General features: G+C 41.0%; 17 protein-coding genes and 1 pseudogene. 8 read left to right on the top strand and 10 right to left on the bottom strand.

All coding sequences use genetic code 11. From position 1 onward, the window contains the following. Positions 1-234: 234 nt before the first annotated feature. The 4 genes from craA to HLH16_RS04070 form a co-directional block, all read right to left on the bottom strand. On the bottom strand, positions 235-1,464 hold the full coding sequence (gene craA, locus HLH16_RS04085) for a chloramphenicol efflux MFS transporter CraA (RefSeq protein WP_171528349.1): 1,230 nt from the start codon (positions 1,462-1,464) through the stop codon (positions 235-237). A 243-nt stretch (positions 1,465-1,707) separates the two neighbouring features. After that, positions 1,708-3,159, bottom strand: coding sequence for an AbiH family protein (locus HLH16_RS04080; RefSeq protein WP_171528348.1), 1,452 nt, complete (start codon positions 3,157-3,159; stop codon positions 1,708-1,710). Between the two features lie 93 nt (positions 3,160-3,252). Beyond that, on the bottom strand, positions 3,253-3,633 hold the full coding sequence (locus HLH16_RS04075; RefSeq protein ID WP_171528347.1) for a hypothetical protein: 381 nt from the start codon (positions 3,631-3,633) through the stop codon (positions 3,253-3,255). Positions 3,634-3,745: 112 nt separating this feature from the next. Continuing rightward, positions 3,746-5,155: a D-2-hydroxyglutarate dehydrogenase gene (locus tag HLH16_RS04070; RefSeq protein ID WP_171528346.1), complete on the bottom strand. Its 1,410-nt coding sequence runs from the start codon at positions 5,153-5,155 to the stop codon at positions 3,746-3,748. Between the two features lie 355 nt (positions 5,156-5,510). Here HLH16_RS04070 and serA point away from each other — a divergent pair, with 355 nt between their 5' ends. The 3 genes from serA (at position 5,511) to HLH16_RS04055 (ending at position 8,784) form a co-directional block, all read left to right on the top strand. After that, entirely contained in the window at positions 5,511-6,743 is a 1,233-nt protein-coding gene (serA, locus tag HLH16_RS04065) for a phosphoglycerate dehydrogenase (RefSeq protein ID WP_171528345.1), read from the top strand. 105 nt (positions 6,744-6,848) lie between these two features. After that, positions 6,849-7,730 carry an EamA family transporter gene (locus HLH16_RS04060; protein ID WP_171528344.1) on the top strand — a complete coding sequence of 294 codons (882 nt, stop codon included), beginning with the start codon at positions 6,849-6,851 and terminating at the stop codon, positions 7,728-7,730. 178 nt (positions 7,731-7,908) lie between these two features. Then, the gene (locus HLH16_RS04055; RefSeq protein ID WP_171528343.1) at positions 7,909-8,784 is read left to right on the top strand and encodes an EamA family transporter; all 876 of its coding nucleotides are present in this window, start codon (positions 7,909-7,911) and stop codon (positions 8,782-8,784) included. 66 nt (positions 8,785-8,850) lie between these two features. Here the strand turns inward: HLH16_RS04055 and HLH16_RS04050 are convergent, their stop codons facing one another. From HLH16_RS04050 to truB, 3 genes are all read right to left on the bottom strand, one after another. Next, positions 8,851-9,309, bottom strand: coding sequence for a hemerythrin domain-containing protein (locus HLH16_RS04050; protein WP_171528342.1), 459 nt, complete (start codon positions 9,307-9,309; stop codon positions 8,851-8,853). Between the two features lie 158 nt (positions 9,310-9,467). After that, the gene (locus HLH16_RS04045) at positions 9,468-10,235 is read right to left on the bottom strand and encodes a sulfite exporter TauE/SafE family protein (protein ID WP_171528341.1); all 768 of its coding nucleotides are present in this window, start codon (positions 10,233-10,235) and stop codon (positions 9,468-9,470) included. Between the two features lie 16 nt (positions 10,236-10,251). Next, positions 10,252-11,160 (bottom strand): tRNA pseudouridine(55) synthase TruB, encoded by a 909-nt coding sequence (gene truB / locus HLH16_RS04040; RefSeq protein WP_171528340.1) that lies wholly within the window; start codon positions 11,158-11,160, stop codon positions 10,252-10,254. A gap of 154 nt (positions 11,161-11,314) precedes the next feature. Here truB and HLH16_RS04035 point away from each other — a divergent pair, with 154 nt between their 5' ends. From HLH16_RS04035 to HLH16_RS04020, 5 genes and pseudogenes are all read left to right on the top strand, one after another. Further along, entirely contained in the window at positions 11,315-12,343 is a 1,029-nt protein-coding gene (locus HLH16_RS04035; RefSeq protein WP_171528339.1) for a lipase secretion chaperone, read from the top strand. 88 nt (positions 12,344-12,431) lie between these two features. Beyond that, positions 12,432-13,415: an esterase/lipase family protein gene (locus HLH16_RS04030; protein WP_171528338.1), complete on the top strand. Its 984-nt coding sequence runs from the start codon at positions 12,432-12,434 to the stop codon at positions 13,413-13,415. Between the two features lie 200 nt (positions 13,416-13,615). Beyond that, positions 13,616-14,581: a lipase family alpha/beta hydrolase gene (locus tag HLH16_RS04025; RefSeq protein ID WP_171528337.1), complete on the top strand. Its 966-nt coding sequence runs from the start codon at positions 13,616-13,618 to the stop codon at positions 14,579-14,581. 153 nt (positions 14,582-14,734) lie between these two features. After that, positions 14,735-14,911, top strand: a pseudogene (locus HLH16_RS15695) (esterase/lipase family protein); the annotation flags it as partial. A 216-nt stretch (positions 14,912-15,127) separates the two neighbouring features. After that, a complete protein-coding gene (locus tag HLH16_RS04020) occupies positions 15,128-16,099 on the top strand; it encodes an esterase/lipase family protein (RefSeq protein WP_171528336.1) in 972 nt (323 codons plus the stop codon). A 69-nt stretch (positions 16,100-16,168) separates the two neighbouring features. On the opposite strand, the gene rplS is transcribed toward HLH16_RS04020, so the two are convergent. From rplS to rimM, 3 genes are all read right to left on the bottom strand, one after another. Continuing rightward, entirely contained in the window at positions 16,169-16,543 is a 375-nt protein-coding gene (gene rplS, locus HLH16_RS04015; protein ID WP_131217323.1) for a 50S ribosomal protein L19, read from the bottom strand. A 149-nt stretch (positions 16,544-16,692) separates the two neighbouring features. Next, the gene (gene trmD / locus HLH16_RS04010; protein ID WP_171528335.1) at positions 16,693-17,433 is read right to left on the bottom strand and encodes a tRNA (guanosine(37)-N1)-methyltransferase TrmD; all 741 of its coding nucleotides are present in this window, start codon (positions 17,431-17,433) and stop codon (positions 16,693-16,695) included. 42 nt (positions 17,434-17,475) lie between these two features. Further along, complete coding sequence (gene rimM, locus HLH16_RS04005) at positions 17,476-18,024, bottom strand: ribosome maturation factor RimM (protein ID WP_171528334.1); 549 nt, start codon at positions 18,022-18,024, stop codon at positions 17,476-17,478. Positions 18,025-18,045: the final 21 nt, after the last annotated feature.

The raw sequence follows: 18,045 nt of genomic DNA, 5'->3' as shown, positions 1-18,045 counted from the left end.
AAAATTTGCTTTCAAACCAGCATGTTCCCTCTCCTTCTAGGAGATGAGGAATATATTCCTCATCTCCAACTGGAAGAAATACTGATTTCAAACCGGTAGATTCCCCTCCTTTCAGGAGGGGTTAGGGGAGGTAAATACAGAAATCCCTTCCTATACTTTACTTCTCAGGCAAGGATATACCCTGATCCCTTGCGGAATATATTCCTCATCTCCCAGAGGGAGAAGGAGCTTTTGCTAAAACTCCCCCTTTTCGACACGTTCTTTTAAAATGTCTTTGAGCATCGCTCGAGGGAAACTAAACCACAGCGCAATTAAAATAAAACAAGCCACCGCATAGGCCCAAAGATGGTATTGCTCATACATCATCCGAACCAGTTCAATAATAATAAAGAAGCTGAACATCAACAGCATCGAAACGGCGGCTGCGACTGTACCTTTGGAAACTTCCGAAGACATCAACGCAAAACGGTACAGCACCGAAAAACTGATGCCTTCACCAAAACTAATTAAAGTCATGCCTGCAATTAAGCACCAGATCAGATAATCTTGCCAGATCACCCCAGCCAGTAAAACCACCGTTCCGAGGAGCATAATCGGCAAGCCCATCAGCACCGATTTTCCCAATGCCAGTTTATCGATAATTTTAATCAGCACGATATTACCGACAATTAATCCACCCAATACCGGAAATTGTGCCAAGCCATATTGCATGCTGCTAAGACCCAACTCTTCCACCAATATGACAGGTGAAAGTGCAATCCACAGCATCAGCGGCATACTGACCATCGGCAATGCCAAAGTCATCCCTAAAAAACGTTTGTTTTTATAGACCTGTTTAAAGTCATCCAAAATATAACTGAACGGCTGTTTTGGAATGCTCACCTTTGTATCAGGCATTTTGGCTTTAAGCCCAAACCAGCTTAAAAAAGCCAACAAAGCAATGCCTATAAAACCCCAATGCCATGACACATGATCAATCATGAATGCACCTACCACAGGGCCGAGTAATGGCGCAAGCAGTGAAATATTGGCCATCAGTGCCATGACTTTAATCGCGTCACGTTCTTCAAAGGTTTCCTGAATGGCGGCATAACCGACAGCAGAAATGACCGTGAGGCCAATCCCTTGTAAAAAGCGTAGTGCTAAAAAGCTTTCAATATTTTTCGTCAGTAAAATCAGCAAGCAGCAGAGTACAAAGAACAGTACCCCTGCGAGCAGAACTTTTTTTCGTCCCAGTCGGTCGGACAATGGACCGAGTAACCAGGCCACACATGCCCCGCCGAGCAGATAAAACGACATGGAAGATGGTGCCCATGAACTGCTCACGCCAAAGTCTTTGGTAATGGCGAGCATGGCAGGCTGAACCAAGTCGTTGCCGATATAGACGGAAAACTCAAACAGTACCAATGCCAATGGGAACATCAGCGTGGCGCGGTTTAAGGTGGAGGTTTGAACTTTTTGCATTGTTTTTCTACATATATTTTAGGCTTGTAGAGCTACGCACTATTTTTAGGGAGAGAAGCATCAGCCCAATGACAAGCATTGAGTATTTAAATTAAATTTCGGAAATGCACTGAGTTATAAGTGACTTAAAACACCGTATTCACAAGGTGTTTAAATGAAAAATTCGTGAGAAATATTTGTCTCAAACAAAAACACCTACTTGGTTGAGTAGGTGTAGTTTAACAGAGACCATTTTTCTTGTCTTTAAGCGGTTTTTTCTGAAATAATTTCACCAAATTTAATTTCAGGATTCGGCTTAAATTGAAGCCATTTATTTTTCATCCATTTTTCAACTTTGTCTTTATTCAAAATAGCTAATAAATTATTGAGTAAAGAAAATTTAGCATTTGGATCATAGTAGTAGACTGTTACTCTTACATTTCTATCCATCTCATCATTTAAGCTAAATAAATCAATAATGTAATCTTTATCTGAAATATCTAATGAATATCCCCAAATGCTTATATTTAGATTAATTTTACTATCTACTTCCATTAAATTCTGTCTTGTAAATTTCTTTGCCGTTGGATCACTATCGCCAAAATCTTTCTCAAAATATTCTATTTTTTTCTTATGTATTTGAACTTTTTCTTTAAAATGATCTAAAAATAAATAATCTGTGTCTTTAAAAAGCTTTTGATGATATTTGGTAAAACCATAAGCTTTAAGTTTCTTTAATGCCTCATCTTTTACATCTGAAACACCTAAAACAATATTTTGATGCTCGCCACAACTACCATGCAAGTATTCAACATCAACAGAATCATAAAGACGTTGATAAGTATTGGTATAATTAAATGAGAAAATTTTAACTGGGCACACCCAGTCTGGAGATTTAATTTCAACCTCACAATTCAATAGAAATTTATTCACAACTAATTCTAAGTAAAGATTAAAAATTTCTATAAAATCGTCTAATTGTTCATAAAGGAAATCTAAGAATAATTCAGGACTGAAGCCATTAATAATTTTACCTCCATAACAAAATTTCGGATTAATATTTTCTCGCTCATTAATTACAATAGTTTCTTCCCCGCTCCCATCTTTAAGCAAAGGCCTCGGTTTGAGAGTTTCATATTTCTCAATTTTTACGGCGTTAAAAAAATTTAAAATCTTTGAATCACGATTTCTAATTTTCAAACCATCTTTTTTATTCTTAACAAAATATTGGTACAAATTTTCAATTATGTGGAAATTTTCAATATCTACAATACAACGTGCGGCAACTATCAAAACCTCTTCAATTTTTTGTTCAAAATCAATCCAAGTTTTCACCTCTTTTACATGATTTTTAAAATACTGATACCAACAATTTAGCTCTAACTTATATTGAGTCTTTAATACATCTTTAGCTGATAGATTAATTTTGTCTATAAAATAATATTCTTTAGCTTTTTCTATGAATTTAATATCTCTTATTTTTGAAAATAACTCATCAAAGCTCATTTCAAACTTAAAGGAATTAGAGTTCTTATTTTTTAAGAACATTTCATCCAATATATCCATCCACTCATGCACTGTATGAATTGTTAAATTTGGAACTTTTTCCCCTGTATTTTTACCTTCAATCGCACTCATTACATCCATAAAATGGTCATACTTCGTCGGTAAGTAATGTGACAAATCAAATCCATTTCCCACAATTAAAATATTCATTGTTCTTATTACCCCAAACGCAAAAAGCGCATCAATCGATACGCTTTTTATGAGGCATTACAGCCTAACTTACAACCGTAAATCAAATATTTATTAAGAGCATTTTGCTTTTTGAAAAGACTTGGTATTTTTGCTGCGCATACATTGATACTCTGTTTGCGTACCTGTTTTCTTCCAGTCACCCTCTACATTTTTAAAACTGTACGTGGTACGAATCGAACGAACCGAATCATCTTTTAAACCCGTTTCAGTCACTTTTACCTGTGCAGCAGTGGGTGACTCGGCGCTGTTAAAATATTGACGAATCTCAACCGTTGCCGAATTCTTACGCAAGTCAGGTCTTTCTTTCAAGACTTGTTGCAAAGGCGTATCTGATGAACCAAGACTGACTTTAGAAGCTATTTTTTTTATTGTTGCACAACCCGTCGTCATTAAACCCAAACAAATTAGAGAGGTAGACAATAAACGTAACATTGGGAAATCTCCCCCCATAAAAAAAAAGGCACTGCATCTATGATGCCATGCCTTTTTTTCTTACTCGATAACAGTTATGTAGTCATCGGTAAAACAACTTACAGGTCAAATATTAAAGATCGAATAATTTACCTGGGTTCATAATACCATTTGGATCGAATACTTGTTTCAAAGCTTTCATGTAGCCAATTTCTTCTTCAGAACGGGTGTAATTTAGGTAAGGCTTTTTGGTCATACCGACACCATGTTCCGCAGAGATCGAACCGTCATATTTTTTCACAGTATCGAATACATATTTATTCACTACCTGACATTTGGCAAAGAATTCATCTTTAGACAAGTTCTCTGGTTTCAAGATGTTCAAGTGTAAGTTACCGTCACCAATATGACCGAACCAGCAAATTTCAAAATCAGGATAATTCGCTTCCACAATTGCATCAATTTCTTTAATAAATGCAGGAACGTGGGTAATCAACACTGAAATGTCATTTTTGTATGGTGTGAACGGTGCGATCGATTCAGAAATATCTTCACGTAAACGCCATAAGCTATGCACTTGGTCAAGGTTTTGGCTCATTACGCCATCAAGCACCCAACCTTCTTCCATACAATGCTCGAAGATTTCCATCGCAGCATCCATGATTGGTTCATACGGCGCTTCAAACTCAAGTAAAACATAGAAAGGACAAGCCGTTTCAAATGGACGTTGCACATGACCATGATCCAGCACTTTCTGCATGGCCAATTCACCAAAGAATTCGAACGCAGTTAAATCAATTTTTTTCTGGAATGCGTGAAGTACCGGCATGATCGCATCAAAGTCAGGCACACCTAACACCATCACTTGTAAATCATGCGGTTGACGCTCAAGCTTGATTTCAGCTTCAGTCACCAAACCTAAAGTCCCTTCACCACCAATGAATAAGTGTTGAAGCGCATAACCGGTTGCATTCTTGATCATGCCCTTATTCAGACGAAGGATGTCACCTTTACCTGTTACAACAGTTAGACCAAGCACCCAGTTACGAGTCATGCCATATTTAATAACTTTAATACCGCCAGCGTTGGTACCAATGTTGCCGCCAATTTGTGAAGAACCTGAAGACGCAAAATCTACTGGGTAATACATACCTTGTTCTTCAGCATAATTCTGCAATTGTTCAGTCACAACACCCGCTTGTACACGTACCATACGGTCTGCAGGGAAAAATTCCAGAATCTGGTTCATCTTGTCCATGCTAACGACGATTTCACCGTTCGATGCAACTGCACCAGCAGATAAACCGGTACGGCCGCCCGATGGCGTGATGGCAATATTGTGTTCATTGGCAAATTTAACAATCGCCTGCACCTGTTCCGTGCTCGATGGAAAAACGATGACTGATGGATTTGGATCAAAATGCTTGGTGTAGTCTTTGCCCCAGGCATCGAGACTAGCAGCATCAGTTTTAATGCGGTTTTCACCGACAATGACTGTCAATTGGTTTAATAACTCAGGTGTTAAAGCGACTGGAGCATTCATCGTTTGCAGACCTAGCAAGAAATATACAAGTGGTGGATGGTCTATAGATCATTCATTTGTAAAAAGATTAACAATGCAATGGTGTCTTAGACTGGCGTGAACATAAAAGCAACAGCATGGCTGTGGCGGTTTTCACTACCCGACATTATAAGGCATTTTCCATTGAAACCCTGAGTAAATAAGCATTTTGACAATCTCGCCTTAAAAATTACAGCTTTAGTTAAACCAAAATCTGCAGGGAACGGCGTATGTATGGCAAAAATACCTAGACTCTCCGTCATAAAGGAAATGTATATAGACCCTTCTCGTATGTTATCATATCGCGACTAAATTTGGCCTTTGTAGCGGAGCCGTAATGAGCCAACATCTTTCTCTACCTAAAGATAAAATTCGTTTCTTGTTGTTAGAAGGCGTTCATCAAAACGCAATCGACACATTAAATGCTGCTGGATACACCAACATCGATTACCGTAAAACTGCGCTTGAGGGTGAAGCGTTGAAAGAAGCGGTTAAAGATGCTCACTTCATCGGTATTCGTTCACGTACTCAACTGACTGAAGAAGTATTTGAAGCAGCCAACAAGCTCATCGCTGTTGGCTGTTTTTGTATCGGTACCAATCAGGTAAATCTTGATGCTGCGATGGTTCGTGGTATTCCAGTATTTAACGCACCGTATTCAAATACCCGTTCAGTAGCTGAACTGGTACTTGCTGAAGCAATTCTTTTACTTCGTGGTGTTCCTGCGAAATCTGCTTCTACTCACCGTGGTGGCTGGAACAAGTCTGCAGTGGGTTCATTTGAGACTCGTGGTAAAACTTTAGGTATCGTGGGTTACGGCTCAATCGGTTCTCAACTTTCAGTTCTTGCTGAAAGCATGGGTATGCACGTGATTTATTATGATGCAGTAACCAAACTTCCTATGGGTAATGCACGTCAAGTAGGTTCTCTTGCCGAGTTACTTGCAAACGCTGACGTGGTATCTCTACACGTTCCTGACGTGCCATCAACACGTAACTTCTTTGGAAAAGACCAGTTTGCACAAATGAAAGAAGGTTCTATCTTCATTAATGCTGCACGTGGTACATGTGTACTGATTGAAGATTTGGCTGATGCGATTAAATCGGGTCATATTTCCGGTGCTGCAATTGACGTATTCCCTAAAGAACCTAAAGCAAACGGTGAAGAATTTGTTTCTCCACTTCGTGGCTTAGACAACGTGATTTTGACTCCTCACGTGGGTGGTTCGACTATGGAAGCGCAAGCCAACATCGGTTTAGAAGTGGCAGAGAAATTTGTTGCTTACTCAGATAAAGGTATGACTTTATCTGCTGTGAACTTCCCGGAAATCGCGTTGCCGTTGACTGAAGGTAAACACCGTTTACTTCACATTCACAAAAACATTCCTGGCGTGCTTTCTAAAATCAACAACCTGTTTGCTGAACACGGTATCAACATCTCTGGTCAGTCATTAATGACTAAAGGTGATGTGGGTTACTTGGTCATGGATGTTGACGCAACTGCGTCTAAAGAAGCGCTTGATACACTTCAAGACGTTGAAGGTACAATCCGCGTTCGCGTATTGTTCTAATTTAATTTAGAACCTTAAACCACAGCATTCGTGCTGTGGTTTTTTATTTTTACAGCTTTTATTGCTGATCTCCCGCTATTCGAGAAATCGAAACAAATTTAGTGAATGTTGAATTTTAAAAATATACCCCATGTTCAGGCACTGCTGTTATTGCTGATTGCAATGATCAGCGTGCAAAGCAGTGGCTCGCTTGCCAAAATCCTGTTCGGTCAATTTCCCATCCTGAGCGTTGCAGCCATGCGTATGCTCATTGGTGCGGTAATCTTGGCACTTATTTTTAAAATTTGGCAGATCAATTTTAAACAGGTGAAATGGAAAGCGATTATCAGCTACGGCATCGCCTTAGCCGGTATGAATGCCATGTTTTACCTGTCAATTAATCGCCTGCCGCTTGGTATTGCCGTTTCTTTTGAATTCATTGGTCCGCTCAGCGTGGCGCTATATTACGCACGCCAAAAATTCGATTTTATCTGGGTCGGACTGGCCATTCTTGGTCTTATTTTATTGTTTCCGTTTGATCAGGTTTCACAGAGCCTCGATTTAATCGGGATTGCTTTTGCATTAGGTGCAGGGGCTTGCTGGGCGCTGTATATCGTGGCCGGACAAAAACCTTCCGGTATTTCAGGTAATCATACCGTGTGCTTGGGTATGTTTATCGGCATGCTGTGTTTAATGCCAATCGCTCTATTTTCAGGCATGTCAGCCAGCGTTTTTGAACCTTCAAACCTTGTTTATTTTATTGCTTTGGCGGTGCTGGCCAGTGCCCTGCCTTTTACTCTGGAAATGATTGCACTGCGTAATTTAACGGCACTCAGTTTTGGTACTTTAATGAGCGTAGAACCGGCAATTGCAGCATTATCTGGATTTATATTTTTAGGCGAGCAGTTATTATGGAACCAATGGCTTGCACTTGCGACCATTATTACCGCTTCCATGGGCTGTACCTACACCACGCAACAAGCCAAGAACAAAGCTGAAGAAAAATAGAAAATACATCCTTTAAATTCAAATTAATCAGGCTAAATTTACGCGCTGATTTTTTAAATTCAAAGTTTTAAATTTAAAGCGTTTAAGACTCTTCATTCCCTCAAAAATTAAACAGAATTGCTATACTGGCGCCATCTTTTCCAGTGGATTCACCTGACTCGGTGATCCTGCGTGTCGCATGCCTAACTCCCAACTTACTGCTGTTCTGTTCATGGTTTTATCCATGGTTGCGTACCAGATCAGTGCCTCATTTGCCAAACAACTGTTTGAAGTGCTTGATCCACTGACCGTGGTCACATTACGGCTTTCCTTTGCTTCCATTTTAATTGTGCTGATGTTCCGTTCCTGGAAAATCATCAAGCGTTTACCCTATCTAAAATGGAAAGATTTACTGTTTTATAGTGGTTCGGTCTGCTTAATGAATGTGTTGTTTTATGCCTCTTTAGGCAAATTACCGCAAGGGATTGCCGTCGGTTTAGAATTCTTGGGGCCACTGACACTGGCGCTGCTTTCGATCAAACAAAAAACTGATTATGTCTGGGTCTGTCTGGCTATTTTAGGGGTTGCCTTAATGGTGCCGTGGCAAGATGCATCAGCCGATAACTTTTCTTATCTAGGGGCTGCTTTTGCTTTGGGTGCCGGTGTCTGCTGGGCGATTTATATTTATTTTGGGCAACGTGTGGTTCGTCAAAATATTGGCATGCATGCGCTGAGTATTGCGATTGTGCTATCTGCCTTGGTGATGTTGCCGATCAGTGCAGTACATAATCCAGCAGCGCTTATTCAGACTCAATATTGGGGACAAGCCTTAATCATTGCCCTGCTCGCAACCGCGATTCCCTATGCTTTAGACTTGATGGCATTGAAGCGATTAAGCAAACTCAGTTACGGCACACTGTCCAGTTTATCACCTGCACTAGCTGCTTTGGCAGGCTGGTTGTTACTTAAAGAACAAATCACGATTTTACAAAGTATTGCCTTACTTTGCATCATGATTGCTTCGGTGGGTGTGACGTTTAGAGCGAGTAAAAATAAAGATCTTCAACCTGAATAATCCATAGATCAACATAAAAAAGATGGCTTCAAACCATCTTTTTTATTTAGGATTTTTTAGGGAGATTTAAGTCAAACTGTCTTTATTTAACTTTTTATACTTGTTGTATTCAGCCAAATATTGCTGGGCTAAACTTTGCTTTTGTTCATCTTCCAAAATTTTACCGGCTTGCTGGAAAAAACCATGTTCTTCTTCCTGCAAATGATGATGGACCTTTTCCGACAGTTTTTTTGCAATCGCCAGCCAACCATGATTACTCATATCCGTTTCGGTTAATTGCTCAAGTAACTCATCGATTTCATGATGTTCAGACAAGGCATGGCGGGTAATATTTAAGCCTGAATCAGTCATCATCAAAGGAATATAAAAATAACGGTCTTCGCCCACGGCATGGGCAAATAATTCATTTTTCAGCAATTCAAACAGCTCGCGACGCTCTACGGTATTCCCTGAAGTCTGGATTAATTTTTCAGACAGTTCTCGTTGTATTTCATGACTTGCACGTAAAGCTTCGAAAATATTCATCTACATCACCCTGCTATCTTTTACAGACCCGATATGTTGAAAGGACTGTTTATCCTTCTTGTGAAGATATTCTGTTTGATGATCTTAAAAGCGAATGCCCGGCATGTGGGTGACGAGATGAAGCAATTTGTATAATAAAGTTTAATATTGAGCAGAATTTACGGGAAAAAAGTTTGATAAGCCAAACGGCATATCAATAGGCTCACCAAAATCAGAAACAGAATCCGGATAAAACCACTGCCATATTTTAAGGCGGCACGTACACCGACCAATGAACCGAGTACATTGGCGACCGCCATCATCAAACCGATCTGGAACAGCACATGTCCGGTGGGGGCAAAGAAGCTTAAAGCCGCCAGGTTGGTGGTTAAATTCGCTACTTTAGACAAGGCCGAGGCATGAATAAAATCCGCTTTTAAATAGCGAATAAAAAAGAAAATAAAGAAACTTCCAGTCCCGGGACCAAAAATACCGTCATAAAAACCAATCAACAAACTGCCGACTGCAGCCAGCATCAATATTTTCGGTGTCAGTTCCTGACGAATATGCACCTGACCAAACTGTTTTTTACTAAAGGTATAAATCGCGATCACAATCAACATGATCAGGACAAAGGGTCTGAGGACTTCCTTTGGAATCATCGCGACACAGGCAGCACCTGCAAACGAGCTTATAAAGGCACAGCTGGCAATTACCGCCAGCAATTTCCAGCGCAGTTTGACTTTGCGAACAAAGCTCCACGCTGCCGATGCCGTACCACAAATCGAAGACAACTTATTGGTCCCAAACACAGTCGCTGGACTGAGTTGTGGCATCGCATTCATAATGGCAGGAATCTGGATCAGACCACCGCCACCCACAGCCGCATCAATCGCCCCCGCACAGAAAGCAAAGACCAACAGGCTGATTAAAATTTCAATTTCCATACATGGTCTTCAAAGCCTATTCGAGATTCAGTACACGTTTTGGTACCAGACGCTTACGGTCAGTAATCTCTGCCAAGCCCAGACATTTTTCACCATCAAAAACCAGAACCTGTGCTTCCGCCTCATGCTCAATATTACTTTCCATGCCGCGGCTAAAGTATTCCGCACGCCCTTCCGGCGCCTGCACTTTTGGAAAATGATCGACTGGGGCATAAACAGGCAGTAACAAAGCTTCGCGCTCTTGTTCAGTCAGGCTTTCCAGATACTCAATGGTGTATTCGGGAATCAGGTCAAACTGACCCGTTTTAATCCGGTGCAGATAGGTCAGATGTCCCAAAGTACCGAGGGCTTTGGCAATGTCTTCACCCAAGACCCGAATATAAGTGCCTTTAGAACAGGTGATATCTAAAGTCAGGCTATTTTCAGTAAAGGACAATAACTCAATCGCCTCAATGGTGATGGGGCGTGCTTCACGTTCAATTTCAATGCCTTGACGTGCCAACTCATACAACGGACGCCCTTCTTTCTTCAAAGCGGAATACATCGGCGGAACTTGCTGAATGTCCCCTGTAAAGCTTGCCAAAACCTGCTGAATTTTTTCTTCCGTTAGCACCGGAACAGCTTGCTCCAACAACAGCTCACCTTCTACATCACCGGTGGTGGTGCTATGACCTAAATGGATGGTGGTTTGATACCGCTTGATCGAATCTAACAAATAGTGAGAAAACTTAGTCGCTTCACCTAAACAAATCGGCAACAGACCCGAGGCTAAAGGGTCTAAAGCACCGGTATGACCACCTTTTTGCGCTCGATATAACCCACGCACTCTCTGTAAAGCGCCATTAGAACTAATACCCAAAGGCTTATTAAGTAAAAACACACCGCTAATATTCCGGCGTTGAATTTTAGGTGAAGTCTTTTTCATAGCGAAAGATCAGGCAAGTTGAAACGGATGACATGTTAACAACCGCTTGTCTGCATTTACAACTTTTCTACGTTACATTTACAGCTTTAATGGCAAATTTAAATCCTATTTTTAGACTTATAAAAACAAAACAAGCAAAAAGGTTGCATAGGAAATGCGGAAATATAAGTTATGGATTATTTTGGCGCTTATTATTGTGGCTATCGGCGCACTATTATTTTGGTTAGCGCCCTCGCAATCGAGTGCAGAAAAAACACGTGCAGCACAAACTGTTGATCATCAAGGTAATAGCTTAACTGAAAATACGCCAGCAAACGTAGTTCAAGGCGGGGCTTTTATGAGTAAAAGCCAACAGGACACTGAAGTGAACTGTCAGTTGAGTCTTGATGCTGCCAACCATTTAATTGTGAATGAGCAAACACGCAACTGTTTTGAATATTTCATTACCCAGTATGGGGAAAAAGATCTCAAGCAGATTAAAAATGATTTTAAGGCTTATATCCAGCAAACATATAAAGCGCCTGCCCTCGCACAAATTCTAGATTTGTGGAATCGCTATATCGATTACCGCGAAAAACTCGGTGATCTGCAAGCACCAAATATCAATAAAGAAGATCCTAAATATTATCAAAGTATCTTTGCCAATATGAAAAATCTGCGTAAACAGCTTTTCTCGGATTACGAAATTGAAGGCTTATTCGGTACCGAAGATACTTACCATGAATACACCTTAAGTCGCATGATGGTCATGGATGACAAAAGCTTAACTGAAGCGCAAAAAGTACAAAAATTAAAAGATTTGTTCAATCAATTACCCCAAGACTGGAAAGAAAACCTAGAGCAGCTCAATAAACTCGAAGACTTACGCAAACTGACCGCAGACATTAAAGCACGTGGGGGTTCTGCGGAAGAAATTCATCAGATGCGGATGAATTTGGTCGGTCCTGAAGCCACACAGCGTTTGGAAAGATTAGATGGACAACGCCGCGACTGGAAAAACAAGGTCGATGGCTATCTGAAAGAACGCGACAACATTATAAAAAGTGGCATGAGTGAGGATGCCAAACAAAAAGCCGTTCAACAATTAAGGATACAGCATTTTAATAAACCAGAAGAACAACTCCGGGTAGGAACGTTTGAATCAGTTCATGATCAAGGAGGAAAATTACCATATGGCGAGTAATCGCAATGTAGCCTCATCAGGTGACTAAATTGATCATCTGATTTATGTACTTATATAAATAAAAACAAAAATATTTAAGGAAAAGTCGATGAAAACTTTAAAAAACAAAAAAGTGATCATGCTTGCGGTAATGACGACCCTTACCATGGGTTTAACCGCTGAAACACAAGCAGCAAAAGGAATTTTGCAAATCAAAGAAACGGTTAAGTCTGATTATGCAAAAACCCAATATCCCATTGTCATGACCCACGGCTGGCTAGGCTGGTCACGTATCGGAAATGATAGTTTCAACATTGATTATTGGTATCAAATTTTGCCCGATATGGCACGTAATGGTTCAACCGTATTTGCAGCACAGTTATCCCCTGCCAATACCACTGAGTTTCGTGGTGAACAACTGGTTGCTCAGGTTGAAGAAGTGCTCGCGATTACAGGTCAGGATAAAGTCAACCTGATTGGTCACAGTCATGGTGGTCCAACCGTACAATACGTAGCGGCAGTGAAACCCGAATACGTCGCATCGGTGACTGGCGTGGGTGGAACATACCGCGGTTCTAAAGTGGCCGATGATATTCAAAACAATACTCTTAGCCGTACTGCTTTCAATATTTTGGGCCAATACATCATTGGACCACTGATGACCTGGGCTCAAGCCAATCCGGATATTCCGGTGAACTTTGATGCTTCGATGAAGTCTTTGACCGAAGTAGAATCGGCAAACTTTAATAAACGCTTCCCGACCGCTGCTTTAGCTTCTGACTGTAACGAGAGCGGTGCGGAAGTGGATAAGGAAATCTACTACTATTCTTGGGGTGGAACTGCGCAAACCACCAACCTTCTGGACATTGATAGCATTCTGATGCAACTCGGGCCATTGTCTTATGGAAACAAAGACAATGATGGTATGGTTGCCCGCTGTAGTTCACATATCGGTCAAGTCATCCGTGATAATTACAACCTCAATCATACTGACCTTGCCAACATGATGTTTGGTTTAAAAGGGATGTTTGCTCCTGATCCAGTTGCCCTGTTTAGACAACATGCCAATCGTCTAAAACTTAAGGGTTTATAAACCGAGCTTCTAAACAAATCCATGCACATAAAGGCACTATTTTTATGGGCATTTTCATATTCATACCTTGTTACAACTCTATATTGCATTGGTCTGTTAAATTTAGAAATCAGACCACTTATATTCAATACTAAATTTTGACAATTTAAATTGTCTAATAAAACAACTGGTTTAAAACAATAATATTTTGAGTACTCAATATGAAATACGGACTCTTCATTGCTGGCCTAATGTCACTCAGTGCTTTTAGCCAAGTACAAGCAGGCAACGCTACCCAAGTCACGGGAAAAGCAACCTCAAGCTATGCAAAAACCAAATACCCGATTGTTTTTAGTCATGGGATGGCTGGTTTTATCACTGTAGGAACCGACCAGTTTGGTCTCGACTACTGGTATCAAATTCTGCCGGACTTGGCCCGTAACGGTGCCAACGTGTGGGCAACCCGTGTATCGCCATTTAATTCATCTGAAATTCGTGGTGAACAACTGGCACGACAAGTCGAAGAGATTCTGGCATTGACCGGGGCAGAAAAAGTCAATCTGATTGGCCACTCGCATGGAGGTCCAACCATTCGCTACGTTGGTGTAGCCTTACCGGGTAAAGTTGCCTCAATGACGGGAGTAGGTGCGCCACATAAAGGCTCGCCTGTAGCGGACTTGATCTTGTCTGCTGAAGGTACGGCTATTGAGGGCCCACTCATAGGTGTCATCAATTTTGTTTCCAAAGCGATTACCTGGGCACAAGGTCTTGACCCACAAAGCTTCCCGCATGATTCTTTAGCCGGTGGTAAAAGTTTAACTCTTGAAGGCTCTGCACAGTTTAATGCCAATTTCCCCATAGGCATGCCAAGCACAGCATGTGGAGAAGGCAAGTTCCTAGACCAGGGTATTTATAACTATTCCTTTACCGGTATCGGTACAGTGACCAATTTACTGGATCCTGACGGTGCTTTAAAGGTCACCAGTTTGTTGATTAATGGTGGTAAAGAAAATGATGGTCTGGTATGCCGTTGCAGCGCCAAGTTTGGCAAAACCATCCGTGACAATTACAACTGGAACCATTTAGATGAAGTGAATCAGGTACTCGGTCTGAAATCGTTGTTTGCACCCGATCCGGTCGATGTCTATCGTCAGCATGCCAACCGCTTAAAACAGCAAGGTTTATAAAGAATAAGGGATTTATCAGTAACTGTATAAATCCCTTTTTAGCCCTTAAAAATAAAAAATCATTTTGTTTAGATTCTTCAGAGCACTTATGAATAAATTCTTTCTCGCATTGACCCTATATGGCATGACGACATTACAATTGACCCATGCCAAAATGATGGTGCTCTGCCCTTATGTAGCGGTCGTTATGGACAAATTATTCGTCAAGACTATAAGCATAATCACTTTGATGAAGTGAATCATTTCTTTGGAATTATAGGTGTATTTGCACAAGATCCTGTCACCTTGTACCGCCAACATGCTAACCGTTTAAAGCTAGAAGGTTTATAAGTTCCACCTTGCTAAAAAGAGCCGAAAATCGTTCTTTTTAATAAAAATAAATACCTAAAATCTCTATCTGTTGATCTTGAATCCTGATGATTTCAAAATTCACCACTCATCCTCTATTGCTTTATTTATAAACTAAAAATTGTTAATTTACCTAATATTGACAATATGAATTGTCTAAAAAACAAAAATGTTAAAAAAAATAATCAAGGATATTCAATGCAACTTAAACACATCGTCCTCGCTGCACTGAGCAGCGTTGCATTCGTGCATTTACCTGCGCAAGCTGCCGGCTTAACCCAATATCAGGCAAAAGCTGTATCGAATTATGCAAGCACCCAATACCCGTTAGTGATGGCACATGGGTTCGGCTTAGGCTTCTCGCGTATTGGTACACAAATGTTGGGCTTAGATTATTGGTATCAAATTTTGCCAGACTTGGCACGTAATGGTGCGACGGTTTTTGCAGCGGAAATGTCTGCGGTGGAATCGACGGAAGTTCGTGGTGAGCAGCTTTTACAACAAGTCGATGAAGTCATGGCCCTCACCGGCAAGAAAAAAGTGAATTTGATCGGTCATAGCCATGGTGGCCCAACCATTCAATATATTGAAGGTGTTGCCCCCGAGAAAGTTGCCTCCATGACGGCGGTCGCAGGAGCAATGAAAGGCACAAAACTGGCCGATGTGATGGTAGAAAGTAAATTTCTCGATCCGATTGCAGAAGTGGTTTTTGGTTTACTGGGTAAAAGTATCGCGCTGATCCAGTCGAATCCAAAACTTAGTGTTGATTATGAAGGCTCGATGCAATCTCTAAGCACCACGGGTATTATGGCATTTAATGCGAAATATGGTTCAGCGGCCATTCCCCAAGATTGTAATAGTCAGGGGCAAAAACAGACTGCTGATGGTATTTATCATTATTCCTGGATGGGCAATCAACAAATTACCAATCCTTTAGATGTGATCGATACCTCAATTGTAGCTTTAGGCACAACTTTGTTAAAAAGCAAAGACCATGATGGCCTTGTCTCACTGTGTAGTGGTCGCTACGGCCAAGTGATTCGTCAAGATTATAAGCACAATCACTTTGATGAGATTAACCACTTCTTTGGGATACAAGGTATATTTGCACAAGACCCTGTGGCAATTTACCGTCAACATGCCAATCGTTTAAAACTGCAAGGTTTATAAAACTAAAAAGATTCAGACATAAAAAATGCGCCTTTTGGCGCATTTTTTAACTCGAGATAAAACTTAAAATTAAGCTTTAACTTTACGAGCTGGTAATTTTTCACGAATACGTGCAGCTTTACCAGACAATTCGCGTAGGTAGTAAAGTTTAGCACGACGCACGTCACCACGACGTTTAACTTCGATTTTAGCAACGATTGGAGAGTGAGTTTGGAATACACGCTCAACACCAACACCGCTAGAAATTTTACGTACTGTGAACGCAGAGTTTAAACCACGGTTTTTGATTGCGATTACAACGCCTTCAAAAGCCTGAAGACGTTCGCGATCGCCCTCTTTTACTTTTACAGATACAATAACTGTATCACCTGGTGCAAAAGCTGGGATATCAGTTTTTAATTGAGCATTTTCAATAACTTGAACTAAAGGATGTTTACCACTCATGTGGGAATCTCCAATGTGCGGACAGAAGAGGTCTGTTACCGCTGGGGACAGAGGCTAAAGCGCATATCAACCCGTTTATCTTTCCCTTTATCACCTAAGTCTTCACTTCGGTCGATAAAGAGCCTATTTAAAAATACTTAAAGTCGACTTTAAGTATTCAAATCTTTTAGCCATTTCTTTTGCTGCTTGGTCAACTCAACTTTTTCTACAAGCTCGGGCCTACGATCAAGAGTTCGTTGATAACGCTGCAAAAACCGCCATTTTTCGATATTGGCATGATGCCCAGACTTTAACACCTCAGGCACATCCAAACCTTCAAACTGGTCTGGCTTGGTATATTGCGGGCAGTCTAAAAGACCATCCACAAATGAGTCTTGTATCGCTGATTGTTCATCCGACATTGCACCCGGAAGTCTCCGAATAATACTGTCCAATAAAACCATCGCAGGAAGTTCGCCACCCGACAAAACATAATCACCAATTGACCATTCTTGATCAACATATTGCTGGATCAAACGTTCATCGACACCTTCATAACGTCCACAGAGCACAATCAATCCATCATATTCGACAAACTGTTGTACAGCAGCTTCGTTTAAGGTTTTTCCTTGTGGCGACATATACACCACGGGAACCTGAATACATCCTGCTTGCGCTGCAAGCTCTTTGGCATGCTGGATTGCTTGAGACAAAGGCTCAGCCATCATCACCATACCCGGACCACCGCCAAATGGACGTTCATCCACCCGCTTATAGTTGCCCGTCGCAAAATCGCGTGGATTAATACAAGTGACTTGTACTATTTCACGTTTTGCTGCACGCCCGCTAATACCGTAGGCTGTAATCGCTTCAAACATTTCAGGAAAAAGCGTAATGACTGCAAAAAACATCGCAGACTCCTCTATTTTCCTGCTGCGTTCATCCTTAAAGGATTAATAATCTACGCCCCAATTTACGTAGATACGACCAGCTTCAAGATCAACTCGCTGTACCACATCTTTATGCCATGGAATCATGCGCTCTTCAGCATCAACGCTGTCTGGTGTTGCGTGAACCACCATCACATCATTGGCACCCGTCTCAAACAATTCATGGATTTTACCGAGATTTACTTCTTGTTCAGCATCATCCAAACCTAACACTGTTAAGCCATTCAAATCTGTCCAGTAAAACTCATCCATTCCTGCTTTCGGAAGTTGCGATTTTGAAATCCAGACATTTGTGCCAACCAAGCCATCCGCTGCCGTGCGATCGCTCACACCTTTCAACGAAACAACCAAGCCTTTACCATGCGGTTTCCAGCGTTTTACATCTATTGTTTGCCAACCTTCTTTGGTCTCAATATACCAAGGAAGATAGTCAAAGATGTTGCTCATGGGGTCAGTATTGGAATAGACCCAGAGCCACCCATTTAATCCATATGCTGAACGTAACTGTCCAATCTGAATACGATCTTCGGGAACATTCTGTGTTGGTGTCATGGGTTATACCTACTACTTAAT

Origin of the sequence: Acinetobacter sp. ANC 5378, from assembly GCF_013004315.1 — a bacterium.
Taxonomy (GTDB): Bacteria; Pseudomonadota; Gammaproteobacteria; order Pseudomonadales; family Moraxellaceae; genus Acinetobacter.
Note: the sequence above shows the minus strand (reverse complement) of the source record. Positions and strands in the feature narration are given on the sequence as shown.